Source organism: Marisediminitalea sp. (assembly GCF_984433645.1).
This window is the reverse complement of record NZ_CFIDRX010000027.1, coordinates 1-15708: the sequence shown is the minus strand read 5'-3', so window position 1 is coordinate 15708 and position 15708 is coordinate 1. Positions and strand designations below refer to the sequence as shown.

Annotated in this window: 15 protein-coding genes; 7 read left to right on the top strand and 8 right to left on the bottom strand. The window is 47.0% G+C overall.

Annotated elements, in window-relative coordinates; translation table 11 throughout:
- Positions 1-12 precede the first annotated feature (12 nt).
- Complete coding sequence (locus tag AC4MRN_RS05700; RefSeq protein WP_491202735.1) at positions 13-1482, bottom strand: sensor histidine kinase; 1470 nt, start codon at positions 1480-1482, stop codon at positions 13-15.
- A 35-nt stretch (positions 1483-1517) separates the two neighbouring features.
- Positions 1518-1766: an EF-hand domain-containing protein gene (locus AC4MRN_RS05695; protein ID WP_073325017.1), complete on the bottom strand. Its 249-nt coding sequence runs from the start codon at positions 1764-1766 to the stop codon at positions 1518-1520.
- Positions 1767-2013: 247 nt separating this feature from the next.
- Here AC4MRN_RS05695 and AC4MRN_RS05690 point away from each other — a divergent pair, with 247 nt between their 5' ends.
- Both AC4MRN_RS05690 and AC4MRN_RS05685 read left to right on the top strand, forming a co-directional pair.
- The gene (locus AC4MRN_RS05690; protein WP_491202734.1) at positions 2014-3204 is read left to right on the top strand and encodes a hypothetical protein; all 1191 of its coding nucleotides are present in this window, start codon (positions 2014-2016) and stop codon (positions 3202-3204) included.
- On the top strand, positions 3204-3635 hold the full coding sequence (locus tag AC4MRN_RS05685; protein ID WP_370245876.1) for a hypothetical protein: 432 nt from the start codon (positions 3204-3206) through the stop codon (positions 3633-3635). The genes AC4MRN_RS05690 and AC4MRN_RS05685 overlap by 1 nt, the downstream gene beginning before the upstream one ends.
- Before the next feature lie 162 nt (positions 3636-3797).
- Here AC4MRN_RS05685 and AC4MRN_RS05680 read toward each other — a convergent pair whose 3' ends face one another.
- The 4 genes from AC4MRN_RS05680 to AC4MRN_RS05665 all read right to left on the bottom strand — a co-directional run bounded on the left by AC4MRN_RS05680 (position 3798) and on the right by AC4MRN_RS05665 (position 8469).
- A complete protein-coding gene (locus tag AC4MRN_RS05680; RefSeq protein ID WP_073325020.1) occupies positions 3798-5888 on the bottom strand; it encodes a putative bifunctional diguanylate cyclase/phosphodiesterase in 2091 nt (696 codons plus the stop codon).
- A 23-nt stretch (positions 5889-5911) separates the two neighbouring features.
- Entirely contained in the window at positions 5912-6352 is a 441-nt protein-coding gene (locus AC4MRN_RS05675; RefSeq protein ID WP_073325021.1) for a tellurite resistance TerB family protein, read from the bottom strand.
- 152 nt (positions 6353-6504) lie between these two features.
- A complete protein-coding gene (locus tag AC4MRN_RS05670) occupies positions 6505-8157 on the bottom strand; it encodes a SpoIIE family protein phosphatase (protein ID WP_491202733.1) in 1653 nt (550 codons plus the stop codon).
- Positions 8158-8166: 9 nt separating this feature from the next.
- On the bottom strand, positions 8167-8469 hold the full coding sequence (locus tag AC4MRN_RS05665; protein WP_073325023.1) for an STAS domain-containing protein: 303 nt from the start codon (positions 8467-8469) through the stop codon (positions 8167-8169).
- A 115-nt stretch (positions 8470-8584) separates the two neighbouring features.
- Here AC4MRN_RS05665 and AC4MRN_RS05660 point away from each other — a divergent pair, with 115 nt between their 5' ends.
- The 3 genes from AC4MRN_RS05660 to pheA all read left to right on the top strand — a co-directional run bounded on the left by AC4MRN_RS05660 (position 8585) and on the right by pheA (position 11297).
- The gene (locus AC4MRN_RS05660) at positions 8585-8911 is read left to right on the top strand and encodes a translation initiation factor (RefSeq protein ID WP_255054088.1); all 327 of its coding nucleotides are present in this window, start codon (positions 8585-8587) and stop codon (positions 8909-8911) included.
- A 161-nt stretch (positions 8912-9072) separates the two neighbouring features.
- Positions 9073-9873 carry a response regulator gene (locus AC4MRN_RS05655; RefSeq protein WP_491202732.1) on the top strand — a complete coding sequence of 267 codons (801 nt, stop codon included), beginning with the start codon at positions 9073-9075 and terminating at the stop codon, positions 9871-9873.
- Between the two features lie 242 nt (positions 9874-10115).
- On the top strand, positions 10116-11297 hold the full coding sequence (gene pheA, locus AC4MRN_RS05650) for a prephenate dehydratase (protein ID WP_073325026.1): 1182 nt from the start codon (positions 10116-10118) through the stop codon (positions 11295-11297).
- Positions 11298-11351: 54 nt separating this feature from the next.
- On the opposite strand, the gene tyrA is transcribed toward pheA, so the two are convergent.
- Positions 11352-12524: a bifunctional chorismate mutase/prephenate dehydrogenase gene (gene tyrA, locus AC4MRN_RS05645; RefSeq protein ID WP_491202731.1), complete on the bottom strand. Its 1173-nt coding sequence runs from the start codon at positions 12522-12524 to the stop codon at positions 11352-11354.
- Between the two features lie 4 nt (positions 12525-12528).
- Positions 12529-13620: a 3-deoxy-7-phosphoheptulonate synthase gene (locus AC4MRN_RS05640; protein WP_073325028.1), complete on the bottom strand. Its 1092-nt coding sequence runs from the start codon at positions 13618-13620 to the stop codon at positions 12529-12531.
- Positions 13621-14068: 448 nt separating this feature from the next.
- On the opposite strand from AC4MRN_RS05640, the gene AC4MRN_RS05635 reads away from it, so the two are divergent.
- Both AC4MRN_RS05635 and AC4MRN_RS05630 read left to right on the top strand, forming a co-directional pair.
- Positions 14069-14746, top strand: coding sequence for an ABC transporter ATP-binding protein (locus tag AC4MRN_RS05635; RefSeq protein WP_491202730.1), 678 nt, complete (start codon positions 14069-14071; stop codon positions 14744-14746).
- A partial coding sequence (locus AC4MRN_RS05630; RefSeq protein WP_491202729.1) for an HlyD family secretion protein occupies positions 14743-15708 on the top strand: 966 nt, incomplete at its 3' end. The genes AC4MRN_RS05635 and AC4MRN_RS05630, both read left to right, overlap by 4 nt.

Sequence of the window (15708 nt, the reverse complement as noted above, 5' to 3'; positions counted from 1 at the left end):
CGTAACGCTTCATCAATGTTTCTCTTCCTGTTGTGGTATACGGACTCTAAAGCACACATCTGCGTAGTCCACGTCAATTACCGTTGCATCGCCATGCATGATCCTTGCGCAATCTGCAACAATTGACAATCCCAAGCCTGTTCCGATGACGTTGTCGTTTCGGGCACCTTCACCACGAATGAAGGGTTCAAACAGGCTACTGATTTTCTCTTTGGGTATTTTCTTGCCGTCATTGGCTACGTCAATGTAGGCATTGTGTTCATCGACCGACAACCGGATATGGATGGTTTTATCCAACGCACCATGTGCCACCGCATTAGATACCAGATTGTCCAGAATTCTGCGCAATAACTCTTCATCAGCCGTTATGGATCTACATGCCAAATCGATGTCTAGTTTGTGCTTTTGTAACGCAAGTTTATAGTCGCCAATGCACTGCTTCACCATGTGGTCTACATCCACAAGGGTAAACTTAGGCTGTGCTTGTTGTAACAGTAAATTGTAATCAAGTAGCTTTTCAATCAGGGTATTAAGGCGCGTCGTACTGGCGTTAATCAGACTCATCACCTCCTGCTGAGGGCCACTCAATTCACCAACTGACCCGTCTGACAATAATGCACATCCTTCTTTCATACTGGCTAGTGGCGTTTTTAATTCATGCGCGGCGTGACGAAGTAACGCCGTGCGAATGTGCTCTAATTGTGCCAAACGCTCGCCCAACCAGTGCAAATCTTGTTCAACTCCTGCTAATTCCCGGGGTGCTTTAGTCGACAGCGGCGGTAAATGCCCCTGTTGTCGGGCCAGCATTCTGATAATCAGTTTCAGCTTTCGTACCGGATTAATGATCAACTGGCTACCCAGTAAAATAAGAGCAAGTGAGACAGACACTAAAAGTGCGCTCAACCAGGTTTGTCTAACCTGCATAGCCGAGACATCTTGCTGCTGAACCACCAGCCTTTCGGCAATGGCATCATCCACACTCACGTCAATGTCGGCCAGTTGTTGTCGCATCAGCGTAAGCTGATTGGCGAGCATATCCGGATTGTCAAAAGCCCGAAAGCCGCGAAGCGTGGTTACGGTTTGTCGAAGCTGAACACAACCATTCACGCGCTTTTCCACGTCGCATATTGCACCGTGTTGCTCTGAAAAGCGCCCTATTGCGTTCTCCACTAAACCCGCAGCAACGTCATTTTTCAGCACCTGATATTGTCTTAATGCACGTTCAAGCACCACGCTTGCACTTTCCAGTTGTTGCACTTTAGAGACAAGAGACGCAATGTGCTGTGTTTCTTTCACCGTTAACTGGCTGACCCTGGCAAGGTCTGTCTGACTCTGCCAAAGCAACGCTGCCAGCGGCACCAGTGCTACCAGAAAACTGCCCAGAATTAATTGTCGTAACGATCCTAATCGCAAAAGTGATCCGCTCTCAATCAAAGATGTGGCAAGCATCGCATAGCGTTGAGACTTCGACAATGTATTCACGCCTATTCAGTCAATTAAAACGGTCAGCGCCGCGCTTAAATAGGCAACGACAATACTTCGCGGCCATAATCAGAGGCTATCAGCTCCGCTTCAGAAATTTTGCCATCTTCATCAATATCGATGTGGCCAAATTCGCGCAGTAGGTCAGTATTTTTTACCGCTTCACGCAGTGTGATATATCCGTCATCATCCGAATCCATTTGCTCCATAAATTCTACGCCAGATGTTGTCGCCATAGACGAAAAACTTGCTGCCGCTAAACACAGAATCATTAATTTACGCATGGTTATCACCCTGTCACTCGTTTTGTGTAGTTACTGTGACAGTGCAGACTGCGTACCAGAATTTAAAAATCAATTAATTTCAACAACTTGAGATTATCAAAGCGAAATTTAGACTACAATTCAACCAGTACATTCTTCCGAGATGTTGCAAATAAGCAACATAGTTCGAGTATTTTTACAGGCGTGACTTGTGCAAATAGCATCTGTGTCTTATTTTTTAGTGAGCAAATATAAATAAAGTACGATTATGTTGTTGAAATACCGGTTATTACACTTGCTGCTTGGCAGTGTGTTTCTTTTCTCGGCCTCTCAGGCCAATGAGCTTCCCATAGAAATTTCCGGGTTTGGTAAAGTTGTCGGAGGCTATCTCGACGACCCAGACCTGGCTTATCAGGGCTACGAAGACGAACTCAGTTTTGACAGTCAAAGCCTGGCGGCTATTCAGGTTGATTGGCAGGTGATGCCAAAGTTAAGTCTCACAACACAGCTTCTGGCTCATAGCAACAAGAATCGGGAGTCCGGCGTAGAGTGGCTGTACCTTACCTACGAAGTCGACGATCAATGGCAAATCCGACTAGGAAAACAACGCACACCGTTTTTTCGGTACTCGGATGTGTTAAATGTTGGTTTTGCATACCATTGGGTGACGCCCCCCCAACAGTTGTACAACGGCGTGCTGTTTCCAACCTATGACGGGCTGAATGTAAAATACCGTTTCGGCACACAAGATGTTCAGGCTTCTCTTGAGGGTTACTGGGGCGAATTTAACGACGAGTACAATATTGCAAACCTCACGATCCAACCTGACATTAAAAACTTTCATGGATTAATCGGTAACGTAAGATGGCAAAACCTAAGCGCTCAACTGGGTTTTCACTCCGGCGACATTGACTTAGTGCTCGAAGATTTAAATGGATTAGCGGACATCCTGCAACAAGCTGGCTATCAGGCTTCGGCGGATTCGTTGTCGACCAACGGCAATGTCGAGGTACTGTTCGCCGGGATCGCCTATCACGACATCGACTATTTTGTTGAAGCCGAAGTCATCAAGCTAATCGGGGAACCCATTGTCTTCCCGACCTCATCCAGTGCCTATGTCTCTGCCGGCTTATACTTACCGCCTTTTACCATTCATACAACGCTTGCGACTTCACACGCCTCTTATCCGCCCAGGGTGAACGAAATCCCTTTGGGTTTAGCGCCACAAGTAGACCAGCTAGCGTTTGCCTACAACCAGGTGTATGCATCTCTTGCGAAAGACTCGCTGGACAGTATCGGCATAGGGGCAAGGTATGATTTGTCTGCGCACTTTGCTTTTAAAGCCGACATCATCCGACTTCGGGGAAAACAAGGTCAGCGCAGCTTTTTTGATAACCCGGACAACAGTAACAGACCCGCTGCAACCTTGTATCAGTTTTCTTTAGAGTGGGTATTCTGATGCGATTACTTCGATACCTCACTGTCATTTTAATTTTGTTACCTGGGTGGGTTGTTGCCCAGCAGGAAGAACATATCGTGGTCATTACTAAGGTCGATACGCCTTTGGACGAAGTCAATAAAACGATGCTTCGCAATTTATACATGGGAAATATTGGTCTTGGCGATATCACCCCTATCGCCCTGTCTCCAGGCGAACTGGCGCGCTCTATCTTTAATGTCAGGGTGGTCGGTTTGACAGAGTCACGCATTCAAGCCTACTGGGCGCAGATGCGCTTTAGTGGCCGTAAACAACGCCCGGTGGAAGCCGTCAATCCTCAGGAAGCGATTCTTATGGTCGAATCAACGGCGAATACCGTGGCTTACGTTCCCGCGGGTACACCGTTACCCGACAGCGTGAAGGTGATATTTGAATCCAAGCCTATTCCGTAATAGCCGGATTCTGTTAGCGCAAAATACAACAGACACGAACGTGTCTGTTGTCACTTATTCCAAAGACTATACTTCTATGTTAACAATCATTTGAAATCAGAATATTTCTCTGTAACAGGCCGATTTACTGTTAAAGCACGATATAGCTCAGGCCTGCTGACATTAAATATCAATGCGATAATTAGTGAAGTCGTGAGGAATATCCTGATGATTGTCTTTTAGTTCATGTAATGGCACGGGTTTGCTGAATAAATATCCCTGCACCGTATCGCAGCCCTGCGCTCGCAGATAATCCCACTGACTTTCGGTCTCGACACCTTCCGCACAAATTTTCAGGCTAAGACGCTTAGCCAGGTCGATAATAGATACAGTCACCAGACGACATCGTTCAGAGGTTTCAATTTGGGTGACAAATTGGCGATCAATTTTCAGTGTATCGATGGTAATTTGTGTGAGGTAACTCAGCGATGAATAACCCGTCCCAAAATCGTCAAGTGCTATCTTACACCCCAGATTATGCAGACGCTTAAACAGTTTTTCGCTGGAGTCAAAGTTGTCCAGATAAGCCGACTCGGTAACTTCAAACTCAATGTTTCTGGGGTTTACGTTGTATTCCTGGAATGCAGAGTAAATCCAATCAAACAAATCGCTATGACGCAGATCGTGAACAGACAAGTTAATAGCCACTCTCACCCGGCTCGAGAACCGATCTGTGATTTGATGGAGCTCTTCACAAGCCCGACGAATAACCCACTGCGTAATCGCGGTAATTTTACCGGACTGCTCTGCAACCAGAATAAACTCGCCGGGCATGATATTGCCCATTTCAGGGTGATGCCAACGTATCAAGGCCTCGAATCCTACCTGAATCCCATTACCATCGACTTTGGGCTGGTAGTACAAGCAGAACTGATTTTCTTCGATTGCCGTGTCGATGCTGTTTGCAATCATGATTTTGCGTTTGTGTGACTCTGACATTTCCGGACTGAAAATGGTGTACACCCCTCGTCCTCTGGCTTTAGAACGGTACATTGCCAGGTCAGCATTGCTCACCAGCTGACTGAGTTCATAGCCCGCCTCTTTCGCTTTTGCCACACCAATACTTACACCTAGTTTTAGCGATAGCCCGTTAAGTTTGAAAGGCTCAGTAAACGCAGACAACACCCGTTCGGAGACCGTGATCATATTTAATTCAGTCGCATCCCGGTCAGGAATAATCAGAAACTCGTCGCCACCCAGTCTTGCCAGAATGTCGCCATCGCGGAGAATGGTTTTAACCCGCTCAGCCACTTCAATCAAAATCAGATCGCCAGTTTCATGGCCCAGGGAGTCATTAATGCCTTTAAATCCATCCAAATCGAAAAACATCAGAATCAAATCGTCATTGGCACGTCTGGCCCGGGCCAATTCAATTTTAATAGTATCCATAACAAACTGACGGTTCGGTAACCCTGTTAAGCTGTCAAAATTGGCTAACCGGGTCATGGTGACCTGCTGTTCCATTAAGGTTTTAGTCTGCTGCTGATTAATATTCAGCTCTTCCTCAATGGTTTCCATTAATCGGTTGATATGCTGGCCCAACCGGCGAATTTCGGCAGTTCCTCTCACCGTATGCCGGGAAGTGTAGTCTTTGTGCTCTGTTACCGATTGCGTAAAACGAGTTACCGCATCAAGCGGTCTGAAAGCTTGTCTGAGTAAGGCGAACGATAACAGAATAGTAGACGACAATAACAAAAGGGCCCAGGGCATAGTCCTGAAAACCAAAGACCGTCGGCTCTCAGACAGACTTTTATTCAAGTCCACCACGATCAATAAATAGCCCACCGGGAATGCCTGCTCACCTATTCGCTCCAGGCTGTAAAGCTTACCGTCAGAAATACTTATCCCCATCGTCATATCTGATGGTTTATAGGATGCAGGCAGCATAGCCTCGTCGACTCGCCGACCTTGCAGACCGACATAAAACTCTACCAGTTGGTGGTCATTGTCAAAAATAGTCGCGTTGATCACATTCCGGTATGGCTCTAACCGCAGCAAAACTACGTTCAGAGAAAATGTATCCCGCGGGCTTTGCTCCATGAAAGGCACTAGGTCGTTAGCCATGTTGCGGGTAAGTGCAAACAGATTGTTTTGCTGGGACTCTAAGAACAATTGCTCATGTTCAGACACAGTCAACCACAACACACTGGCAGATGAAGACATCACCACTACGCTGAGGATCACAACCATCGCCGTGCGAATACTGCTAAACATGTGCCCTAACCAACCTGTCCTTACTATCCCACAGACTGCGCGGCTAGCTTAGCCTGTATGTACTGGCTGTGAGGTATATAGAGTAAATCTGCGATTTTACGAATAACGTGTTCCTCCAACGGCGCGAGTGTTTTGTCGGCGTAAGCTACGTGCCAAAGTCCCTGAATCACCTTGTGTTTGGCACTGGCATCCAAACTTTGGTTTAGCACCTGGGTAAACTGAACCAAATCGACAGCGTCTTCAGAACGCGCACTGCCACTCGCTAAGACCATTTCTGTTTCTTTAGCGGTCAACGAAAACGTATTCTGTAGCATATCGCTTAATGCCTCTAGCTCTCGTTGATCGATATCATCATCGGCTTTAATAACTTCGTATAACAACGCTGCCGCTGCTATTTCAACGTGATGCGGATGCAAAGGCTCTGACGCCTCTCCCTGGAACATCGCGAGAATTGTTCTCAACATGTAAAACTCCGGGTATGTGCGCACTTAGCGCGTGTAAAGTGTAGACAAGAAATTGAAATCCGTGCTTTTTTCGTAGCGAAAAAGTCACCAGATACTGTATAGACTTTTATACTTAGGCGTTAGTTTCAAACCCTACTGTTAATTTACCGTCATCAAAACGCCATTGTCGCCACAGTACAACGACCACTGTCCGTCACTTGAACCGACTCGCAGATTGCCTGAACTAGCTGAAGACCTCTGCCAAACGTATCTTCATCATCGCTTGGTGCTATTTGTGATACATCATAACCGGCGCCAGAATCCGATACTTTGATAGTCAGTAGGCGCAGATCGGGATCACAATGCATTGAGACAGACACTTCACCCTGTTCCAGCGCTTCTATTCTGGCACTGCGCTCTGCATAGTAGGTTTCAAATGCATTCGGATCTTTCTTCAATGACGAATTTAACTGCAGCACGCCGTGATCGATGGCGTTATTCACTAGTTCAGTTACCACCGTGTAAAGTTCTGATCGGGCAGACTCCAATCCTTCAACGTGTCCGAGCCTTTGAATAAACGTATCTACCACATTCTGTGATTGCAGGTGCGCTTTGCCGAGCGTAAATTTCAATTCAAATGGCAGCAACGCGGTATGCGTGCGCGCAACATGATTATCAAACATAAAGGGTTCACAGCGAAATAATACAATGGTCATATCATCCTTCGCTGGCTGTCCCATGCGATATGCCTTTGCAAGCTCTACAAACTGCCTTGCAGAGTTTATTCCGCCCTCTGAAAACCATTGCTCTACGCCCTCTTCCCCCAACAGGCCCTGTTCCGGGTGCAGTGTCTCCATCAATCCGTCGGTATACACCAACAGCATGTCGTCTTCATTGGCTTCAACAATATCGACGTCATGCTCAAATTCTTTTTCACTGAGAACACCTAACGGCATGTGTCGGGAGTCTAAACGGTGTTGTATTTTGCCCATTGCATCGCGCAAAACAATGCGCGGTAGCCCGCCATTCCATATGCTAAACCGGGTACCCGATGAATCGATTTCGATAATGGCTGCAACACAAAACATATCCGCGGGTAGAAACGACAAGAGAATGCGGTTCAGCCTGATAGCAATTTCAGACACCGACAATCCCTTTTCCGTCATTCTGACAAAAGCCTGAGAAACCGGAATTGCGCCTATAGCAGACGCAAGACCGTGCCCGGTAAAATCTCCGACAAACAGATACACTCCACCGGAAGGGCTTTTCTCACATAATAAGACATCGCCGTTAAACTGTGTTTCCGGTTGAATGTAATAATTAAAATAGTCATTGAGGGTGTCACTGGAGTCCAGTGCATTGGCAAAGATGTGCTCCACAATCCTATGGTTTCTCTCGACGTCCTGTTGCACTAGCCTGAGAGAGTGGTTTTTTTCTGCCAGCTCCAGTCCCATTCGTCGCGAACGCTCGTGGGCTTTAATTTTGGCCGTCAGGATCAGTCGATCGAAAGGCTTCGATACAAAATCATCGCCGCCTGCAGCCAGACACGCTACCAGGCTTTCCTGATCATCAAGGGCAGTAATGAACAAAATTGGTAAATAACAATCGGGAGACAAAGCCTTTAGCTTAGGCGCGACGTCCAGGCCGCTCATGCCCGGCATAACAACATCGAGTAACACAAGGTCCGGTGGATATTGTTCCGCCAGAGCAAGTGCCTTCTCACCATCTTCAGCTTCAACACAATGCACATAGCCTGTGTCATTTAACATTTGGACGAGCATCGCCCGGTTAATAACTTCATCGTCAACAATTAAAATGCGAAACATGTTGCGCTGTCAGGAAATAGTGAATTTTTTGTTGAAGCGAGAAATTTCTAAAATCCTTGCCACGGCTGCGCGGCAGTGCGTGATACTGTAAGTCAGATTTTTGTCTGCCAGTAACTTTTGCATATTCAGTAACATGCCCAGTGCCGAACTGTCCATGTACTGCGTATTGCTCAAGTCCACTTCAATGTGTTTAATTGATGCTGGCAACTCGCTGTACGCTTGTCTGAAGTCTGTGACCAGCGAGAAATCAAACTTTTCACCAATGTAAATTACCCAGCGTTCGCCTTGTACCTGTTCAGTTTTAATTGCCATTAGCGCTCCCACTCGCATTCCGCGTTTGCTACTATGCGTAAATTCGCACTTCCGTGCACCTTAATCATTGAATACCTGATAAGTGTAGTCAATTTTCAAAGAGTGACAGATTAATATGCAAGACAACAGACTCGTGTACAGTACCGACGGCGGAAAAATCAACAATGACAACAAACCCCAAGCCAGTCGTTCAGTAAATAAAGACGGTATTGCCCGAATCCACCGTGAAACCAAAGGTCGAAAAGGCAAAGGTGTGTCTATTATTACCGGCCTAGATAAAGAACCGTCTGAACTCAAAGAGCTGTGTAGTGTTCTGAAGAAGAAATGCGGCTGCGGCGGCGCAGTAAAAGAAGGGACGATTGAAGTTCAAACAGACGCACGCGACAAAATCCAACAAATACTAAAACAACAAGGTATCACATCAAAAATTGCTGGCGGCTAAGCCTTTTCGCCTTTATCTTTAGTCTATATTAACGCCAAATTATATTTGTCGCGATGCGCGGTTTGCTATGATGTAGGTAAGCAGTAGTCAGATTGGATGTTTCTGCGTGTTAAAAGCCCTTGCAGAACATCGCCTGGCGTAACGATAAAAAGAGAATACAAATGGAAAAGTTATCAATCTCCGACCTCAATATTGTGTTGGTGGAACCGTCAGATACGCAACGGAAAATTATTTCGACCTTTCTGACCAAAGAAAATGTGAAACAAATTGATAGCGCTGCCAATATTACCGAAGCCAAGCAGCTCATCGATCAGCATGGTGCTGACCTGATTATCAGCGCGATGTATTTTGAAGATGGTGCGGCAATCGAACTGCTCAAATACGTAAAAGAGCATGAATCACTGAGAACCATCCCCTTTATGCTTGTGTCCAGTGAGAACCGAACCAGTAAGCTTGAAGAGTTTAAGCAAGCTGGCGTTGCAGCAATTCTACCCAAGCCATTCGAACCTATTCATTTGCAACGCGCACTGAACGCTAGCCTGGATTTATTGAATACAGACGAACTCGAACTTGAGCTATTTGATATTCATGAAGTCCGCGTGTTGCTGGTCGACGATAGCCGCTTAGCGCGTAACCATATTCGCCGCGTTTTAGAGGGTATGGGCCTGCAGAAAATTAAGGAAGCCGAGAACGGCGCCATGGCGCTGACGTTTATCAAAGACGAGGCTTTTGATTTAGTGGTAACCGACTACAACATGCCTGAAATGGACGGGCGTGAATTGTCTGAGTTCATTCGCTTCAACCCGGAAACCGCCCACATCCCTATTATTATGGTGACGTCAGAGGCCGCAGACAGTATGCATATGGCTAACATACAACAAACAGGGGTAAATGCCCTGTGCGACAAGCCATTTGAACCAAATGAAGTACGCGCCATGCTGGCCGCATTACTGGGCGACTAATTTTTATTTGCAACCGTTGAATTTTGTCAATACGCAACGGCAAAAAACGAAGGCTATTCTGTAAAAACGGGTTGACAGATATCAGCCACCGCAATAAAGTGCACGGTATGAAATTACGAAATACTACACACACAGCGTTTTTCTTTATGTTTATCACCTTCATCTGAGGGGGGTACGCTGTGCGTGACATAAACCTCCCCTCAAGGGAGGTTTTTTTTTGCCTGAAGTGTAAGAGAGAAGCTATGTCTGCGCCTGAATTAGATAACATCCGTGAGCGAATTACCTCACTCGATACTGAATTACTCGGTCTGTTGGCAGAACGCCGCGGCTTAACCAACCAGGTTGCCGAAACCAAAATCAAGCATCACATTCCGGTACGCGATCAGGCTCGGGAAGAGCAGCTATTGATCCGCTTGATCAAAGAAGGCCAACAGCATGGTCTTGACCCACACTATGTCACTCAGATATTCCACGTCATTATTGAAGACTCGGTGTTAAATCAACAAGCGATGCTGGCGGAACGAGCGAATCCTGGCAGTGCGTTACCGTTGAACCGTGTCGCGTTTCTGGGAGACCGTGGTTCTTACAGCTACCTGGCCACACAAAAGTACTTTTCTCGTCGCCCGGGTGACTTACTGGAAATTGGCTGTCAGAGCTTTAAAGAAGTGGTGGGTAAAGTTGAAAACAACGAAGCCGACTATGCGGTTCTCCCTATCGAGAACACAACCTCTGGTAGCATTAACGAAGTTTACGACCAACTTCAGCACACTGAACTCAGCATCATTGGCGAGTTAACTCACGCTATCAAGCACAGTCTGTTGGTTGCTAAAGATACAACACTCTCCAACATTAAGACGCTGTACGCGCATCCTCAGGTATTTACCCAGTGCAGTCACTTCCTGGCGGAATTAGGCAACGTTGAAGTAAAAACCATGGACAGTACCTCATCGGCCATGCTTACAGTCAGTGAGTTAAACAGAGACGATGTCGCCGCGATTGGCAGCGAAGCGGGCGGTAACCTGTATGGCCTCATGGCAATCAAATCCAACCTGGCTAATCAGAAAGAAAACCATAGCCGTTTTATTGTAGTAGCGAAACAACCTGTCGTCGTGCCGCTGCAGGTACCAGCCAAAACCACCTTCGTCATGTCGACTGTGCAAAAGCCTGGTGCCCTAGTTGAAGCCCTGCTTATCCTCAAGCAAAACAACATTAATATGACCAAACTGGAGTCCCGCCCTATCCACGGCAATCCGTGGGAAGAGATGTTCTATATTGATGTCGAGGGGAATACGCAGGATGGTCCAATGCAGAAAGCAGTGGATGAACTGAAGAAAATCACCCGCTACGTAAAAGTGTTGGGATGTTACCCTAGTGAAGAAATCAGCCCCACCAAGGTGGCGGCAGGCAAAGCCCTGACCTCTTAATATTCAATAAAAAATGGCCACTTTTGTGGCCATTTTTGTATTTATAAAACAAGTTTAATCTTCGGGCTGTGGCTGTACAGACCTCAACATCTGGTTATCATCAGCTTTCAACAGCAATTGCTTACTGTCCACGAGACAGGTTTTAGCATAATCGCCAAACCATTCACCAATCTCATTAAACTGCTCGATAAACGCGGTTTTATCACCTTGCTCTAACAAGCTTAGCGCTTCGCCAAAGCGTTGATGAAAACGCCGCAACAGCGCGAAGTTGTCCGGATTATTGAAAATAATATCGGCGTACAAATTGGGAGATTGGGCAAACAAGCGCCCTACCATGGCCAGTTCCAGGCGGTAAATAGGAGAACTAAGCTGCGTGAGCTGCACCAAATCCGGATTTTCGCCCGCCAGGTGTGCGCCGTACACAAACGTGTTGAAGTGGCGCATGACCTGAATAAATGCCATCGCCTTGTCATGATCCTGGGCTGTCGTTTCAATTAAGTTGGCACCCCAGGTTTTCATTTGCTCAAGCAGCCAGTCATAGGTTGCTTCACCGCGCCCATGACACACCACAACCACTTGCTTTATCATGCCTGGCGCATCCGGTCCAAACATAGGGTGTAACCCTACAACCGGCCCGCTATGTGCGGCCATCATGGCATCCAGTGGCTTGTCTTTGATACTGGTAATATCGGCCAGAATACAATTCTCAGGCAGTGCTTTGAGACTGGCAATCACGTCAACCGTCAGATTGATAGGCACAGACACCAATACCAGACTGGCCTGAGCAAACAGACTCTCAGCCTGAGACCAGTCGTCTTTTTCCAATATGTCGACGTTGTAACCGCTGCGTGTAAATAACCCGACAAAAACACTGCCCAACGCACCGCCACCACCAATAACCACAATACGTTTTACGCCAGGATTAACGCAGCGATAGCGGTTGTTCTGGATATGATAAGACTCGCGCATGATTCGGCGCAGGAGATCTTCAACCAACGCAGGAGACACGCCTGCCGCTTCAGCTTGCTGCTGACGATCGGCCAGTAATGCCGCTTCGCGCGAGGGCACGTAAATCGGCATGCCGGTTTTGGCTTTAATATCGCCGACTTTGCTGGCTAATGCTGCTCGCTTGGCTAACAAATCGACGAGCTGGCTGTCCAGCTCGTCTATTCCCTGGCGTAGATCGCTCAATTGCTGAGCAAACTGTTCCGCTGTGTCTTTTGACATATAATCAGGCTACATCCGTTCGCTTATTTTGGCGTAATGGTAACACAGTAATCAGCTTATCCCGCATCTGGCCAAGCAGACTTTCTGTAGTATCCCAGTCAATACATCCATCGGTAATCGATACGCCGTATTCCAACGATTCAAACGGTACGCCGTCAGATTTCTGATTGCCCGCCTTTAAGTGACTTTCCAGCATAACGCCGATAATTGACTGATTGCCTTCCAAAATCTGATTTACCACATTTTGTGCAACCAGAGGCTGACGACGGTAATCTTTATTCGAGTTGGCATGACTACAATCGACAACCAGACCTGCTGTCAATTTGGCATTGTTCATCCACTCTTCGCATTCAGACACACACACGGAATCGTAGTTAGGCTGCTTACCACCACGTAAGATGATATGCCCATCAGGGTTACCCTGTGTCTCAATAATGCTTACCTGGCCTTGCTTGTTGATGCCCATAAAGCGATGCGAAGACGCCGCTGATTTAAGCGCATTAATAGCAATATCCAGACTGCCGTCAGTGCCGTTCTTGAACCCTACCGGCATCGAGAGACCACTGGCCATTTCACGGTGCGTTTGTGACTCAGAGGTACGTGCACCAATCGCGCTCCAGCTGAACAACTCTGCCAGGTACTGCGGACTGATAGGGTCCAACGCTTCAGTTGCGACAGGCAGTTCCAGCTCGGCCAGCCAAATCAGCAGTTCACGTGCCTTGCGAAGACCCGTTTCAATGTCGAAGGTGTCATTAATATGCGGGTCGTTGATCAGGCCTTTCCAGCCTGTCGTTGTACGGGGTTTTTCAAAATAGACGCGCATTACGATGTACAAGGTGTCCTTGTAGCACTCGTGCAGTTCTTTTAAACGCAGCGCATAGTCTTTTGCCGCTTCAATATCATGGATAGAACACGGGCCGCAAATAACCAGCATACGGTGGTCACGGCGATGAATAATGTCCGCAATTGTCTGGCGGGAATCGTGAATTACCGACAGCGCACGGTCTGAAACAGGTAATTCCTGAGCCAGTGCCTCAGGCGTGATCAGAATATTTTCTGCACTCACGTGAATGTTGTTAATAGTGTCCTTAATCATGTGTCGCTCTTGGTCTTGGGAAATAAAAAAACGTCAGGCCTGTTGCTATGGGTGATAACTCCGTCCACACAACGTCCATTAAGTAAAGCAGATACAGGCAATAAATACAGGCGTATAGTTATATTTACATCAAAAAATTTCAACCTGATGAAATAGCGTTGACTTTTTATCAATAATTGATATGCAAAGCAAGTAAAAACTCCATATCTGAAGTACTTTGCCATATTTACCGTTTGAAACTTGCTTAACCACGCCTTAACTTCTATATCGTCACAATCGGTCGCTGATCTGCATATACTTGCTAACAAAGAGCATAACGTATTGCGACGAAACAAGTTTTATTGCGGTGAACGGTAGTGCCATGATGTTACAAAAATGTTGTACTGGCACGATAATAACAATCCACCGGTCTGATGCCGGTGCGCCCGGATAACGTACGTAGGGACACATGATTACACTGAAAGATATCCGCAAGTGCTTTTCCAATGGTGAAGAGCAAATCGTTGCGCTCAATGACGTCTCTTTGACTATCCAGCAAAACGAGTTCGTTGCCTTTATGGGCAGTTCCGGTTCCGGGAAGTCCACGTTAATGAATATTCTTGGCTGTCTGGATACGCCGGACGGCGGACACTACACATTGAACGACGATCGTGTAGACAGCCTGAGTGACGAGGCCTTATCGCGTATTCGAAACCGTCACATCGGCTTTATTTTTCAAACGTTTCATTTATTACCCAAATTAGACGCTATCGGTAACGTTAAACTCCCTCTCCGCTATTCAGACATTAGTGACGAAGAAGCCCACGAACGGGCCGTTGCACTGTTAACGAAAGTGGGACTGGGGCATCGCCTGACTCACCGCCCTTTTGAGATGTCAGGCGGGCAACGTCAACGCGTAGCGATAGCCCGTGCATTGGTCAACCACCCTACGATGGTATTGGCCGATGAACCTACAGGTAACCTAGACAGTAAAACTTCTGAAGACATTATGAATCTGCTTACTGAACTGCATCAGCAGGGGCAAACCATCGTAATGGTCACCCACGAAGAAAATATTGCGGAGTATGCTCAGCGGGTGGTTACCATGAAGGACGGCAGCATTTTAAACGAGCGGAGCAAACCATGATTAAACGTTTGATATTCGCGGCATCAATGCTTTGTGTTACACATGCAGGCAATGCCGACTCGCCCCCGCTTATTCTCACAGGAAAGCTGTCTTCATCCAACGTGCAAACGGTCACTGCACCGCGTACTGACCGCTGGCAAATTCAGCTTCAATGGATGATTGAAGAAGGCAGTGTGGTCTCGCCTGGCGATGTCATTGCGGTATTCGATTCAGGAAGCGTCGATACGCAACTGGAACAAAATGAAGATAACCTGGCCACCCAGCAGCTTTCTTTAAAGACCGAAAAAATGACCCTCGATCAAGCCGTGCGAGATGCCGAAGCGGCGCTGAATATTGCAGATCTTGAAGTAGATAAAGCACGCATCGAAGCCAGTATTCAAACCAATGACATCAGTGACTACGACAAGGGCCAGTACAAACTCGCACTGGAACGTGCATTGGTAGAACAATTCAAAGCACAACAGGCATTGCAACAAAAGCAATCTGAGCGCACCACGTCGCTGGAAAAAGCCCAAATTGAAATAACCAAACTGGAAGAAACCATTGAGTATCAACGCTACTTACTTACCCGATTGCAGGTCAAAGCCAGTATTAGCGGTGTAGTCAGTCACATGTACCACCCTTGGAACAATGAAAAAATTACCGCAGGAACCACGCTAAGAGCGGCAATGAAGGTACTGGAAGTACAAGACACCAGTGGCTTTAATATTGATGCCTGGGTGCACGAAATAGACGCCGACCGTATTCAGGTTGGACAGCAGGCATCCATTACACTGGATGCTTACCCTCAAACCCAATTCAGTGCGAAGGTAGCAACCATTGTGTCCCAGCCAGAGAAGAAATCCGGCTGGGGTGACAGTGCTTATTATCAGTTGCAGTTGGCCTTTTCGGCATTACCACAGCAAAAGCTGTTGCCGGGAATGAGCGTTAGAGTGGTTTTCCCCAGTGAGGAGATTGCGCAT

Coding starts and splice junctions, on each gene's coding strand:
- AC4MRN_RS05695 (WP_073325017.1), bottom strand. CDS start 1,766: ATGCGTAAATTAATGATTCTGTGTTTAGCGGCAGCAAGTTTTTCGTCT.
- AC4MRN_RS05690 (WP_491202734.1), top strand. CDS start 2,014: ATGTTGTTGAAATACCGGTTATTACACTTGCTGCTTGGCAGTGTGTTT.
- AC4MRN_RS05685 (WP_370245876.1), top strand. CDS start 3,204: ATGCGATTACTTCGATACCTCACTGTCATTTTAATTTTGTTACCTGGG.
- AC4MRN_RS05680 (WP_073325020.1), bottom strand. CDS start 5,888: ATGTTTAGCAGTATTCGCACGGCGATGGTTGTGATCCTCAGCGTAGTG.
- AC4MRN_RS05675 (WP_073325021.1), bottom strand. CDS start 6,352: ATGTTGAGAACAATTCTCGCGATGTTCCAGGGAGAGGCGTCAGAGCCT.
- AC4MRN_RS05670 (WP_491202733.1), bottom strand. CDS start 8,157: ATGTTTCGCATTTTAATTGTTGACGATGAAGTTATTAACCGGGCGATG.
- AC4MRN_RS05665 (WP_073325023.1), bottom strand. CDS start 8,469: ATGGCAATTAAAACTGAACAGGTACAAGGCGAACGCTGGGTAATTTAC.
- AC4MRN_RS05660 (WP_255054088.1), top strand. CDS start 8,585: ATGCAAGACAACAGACTCGTGTACAGTACCGACGGCGGAAAAATCAAC.
- AC4MRN_RS05655 (WP_491202732.1), top strand. CDS start 9,073: ATGGAAAAGTTATCAATCTCCGACCTCAATATTGTGTTGGTGGAACCG.
- pheA (WP_073325026.1), top strand. CDS start 10,116: ATGTCTGCGCCTGAATTAGATAACATCCGTGAGCGAATTACCTCACTC.
- tyrA (WP_491202731.1), bottom strand. CDS start 12,524: ATGTCAAAAGACACAGCGGAACAGTTTGCTCAGCAATTGAGCGATCTA.
- AC4MRN_RS05640 (WP_073325028.1), bottom strand. CDS start 13,620: ATGATTAAGGACACTATTAACAACATTCACGTGAGTGCAGAAAATATT.
- AC4MRN_RS05635 (WP_491202730.1), top strand. CDS start 14,069: ATGATTACACTGAAAGATATCCGCAAGTGCTTTTCCAATGGTGAAGAG.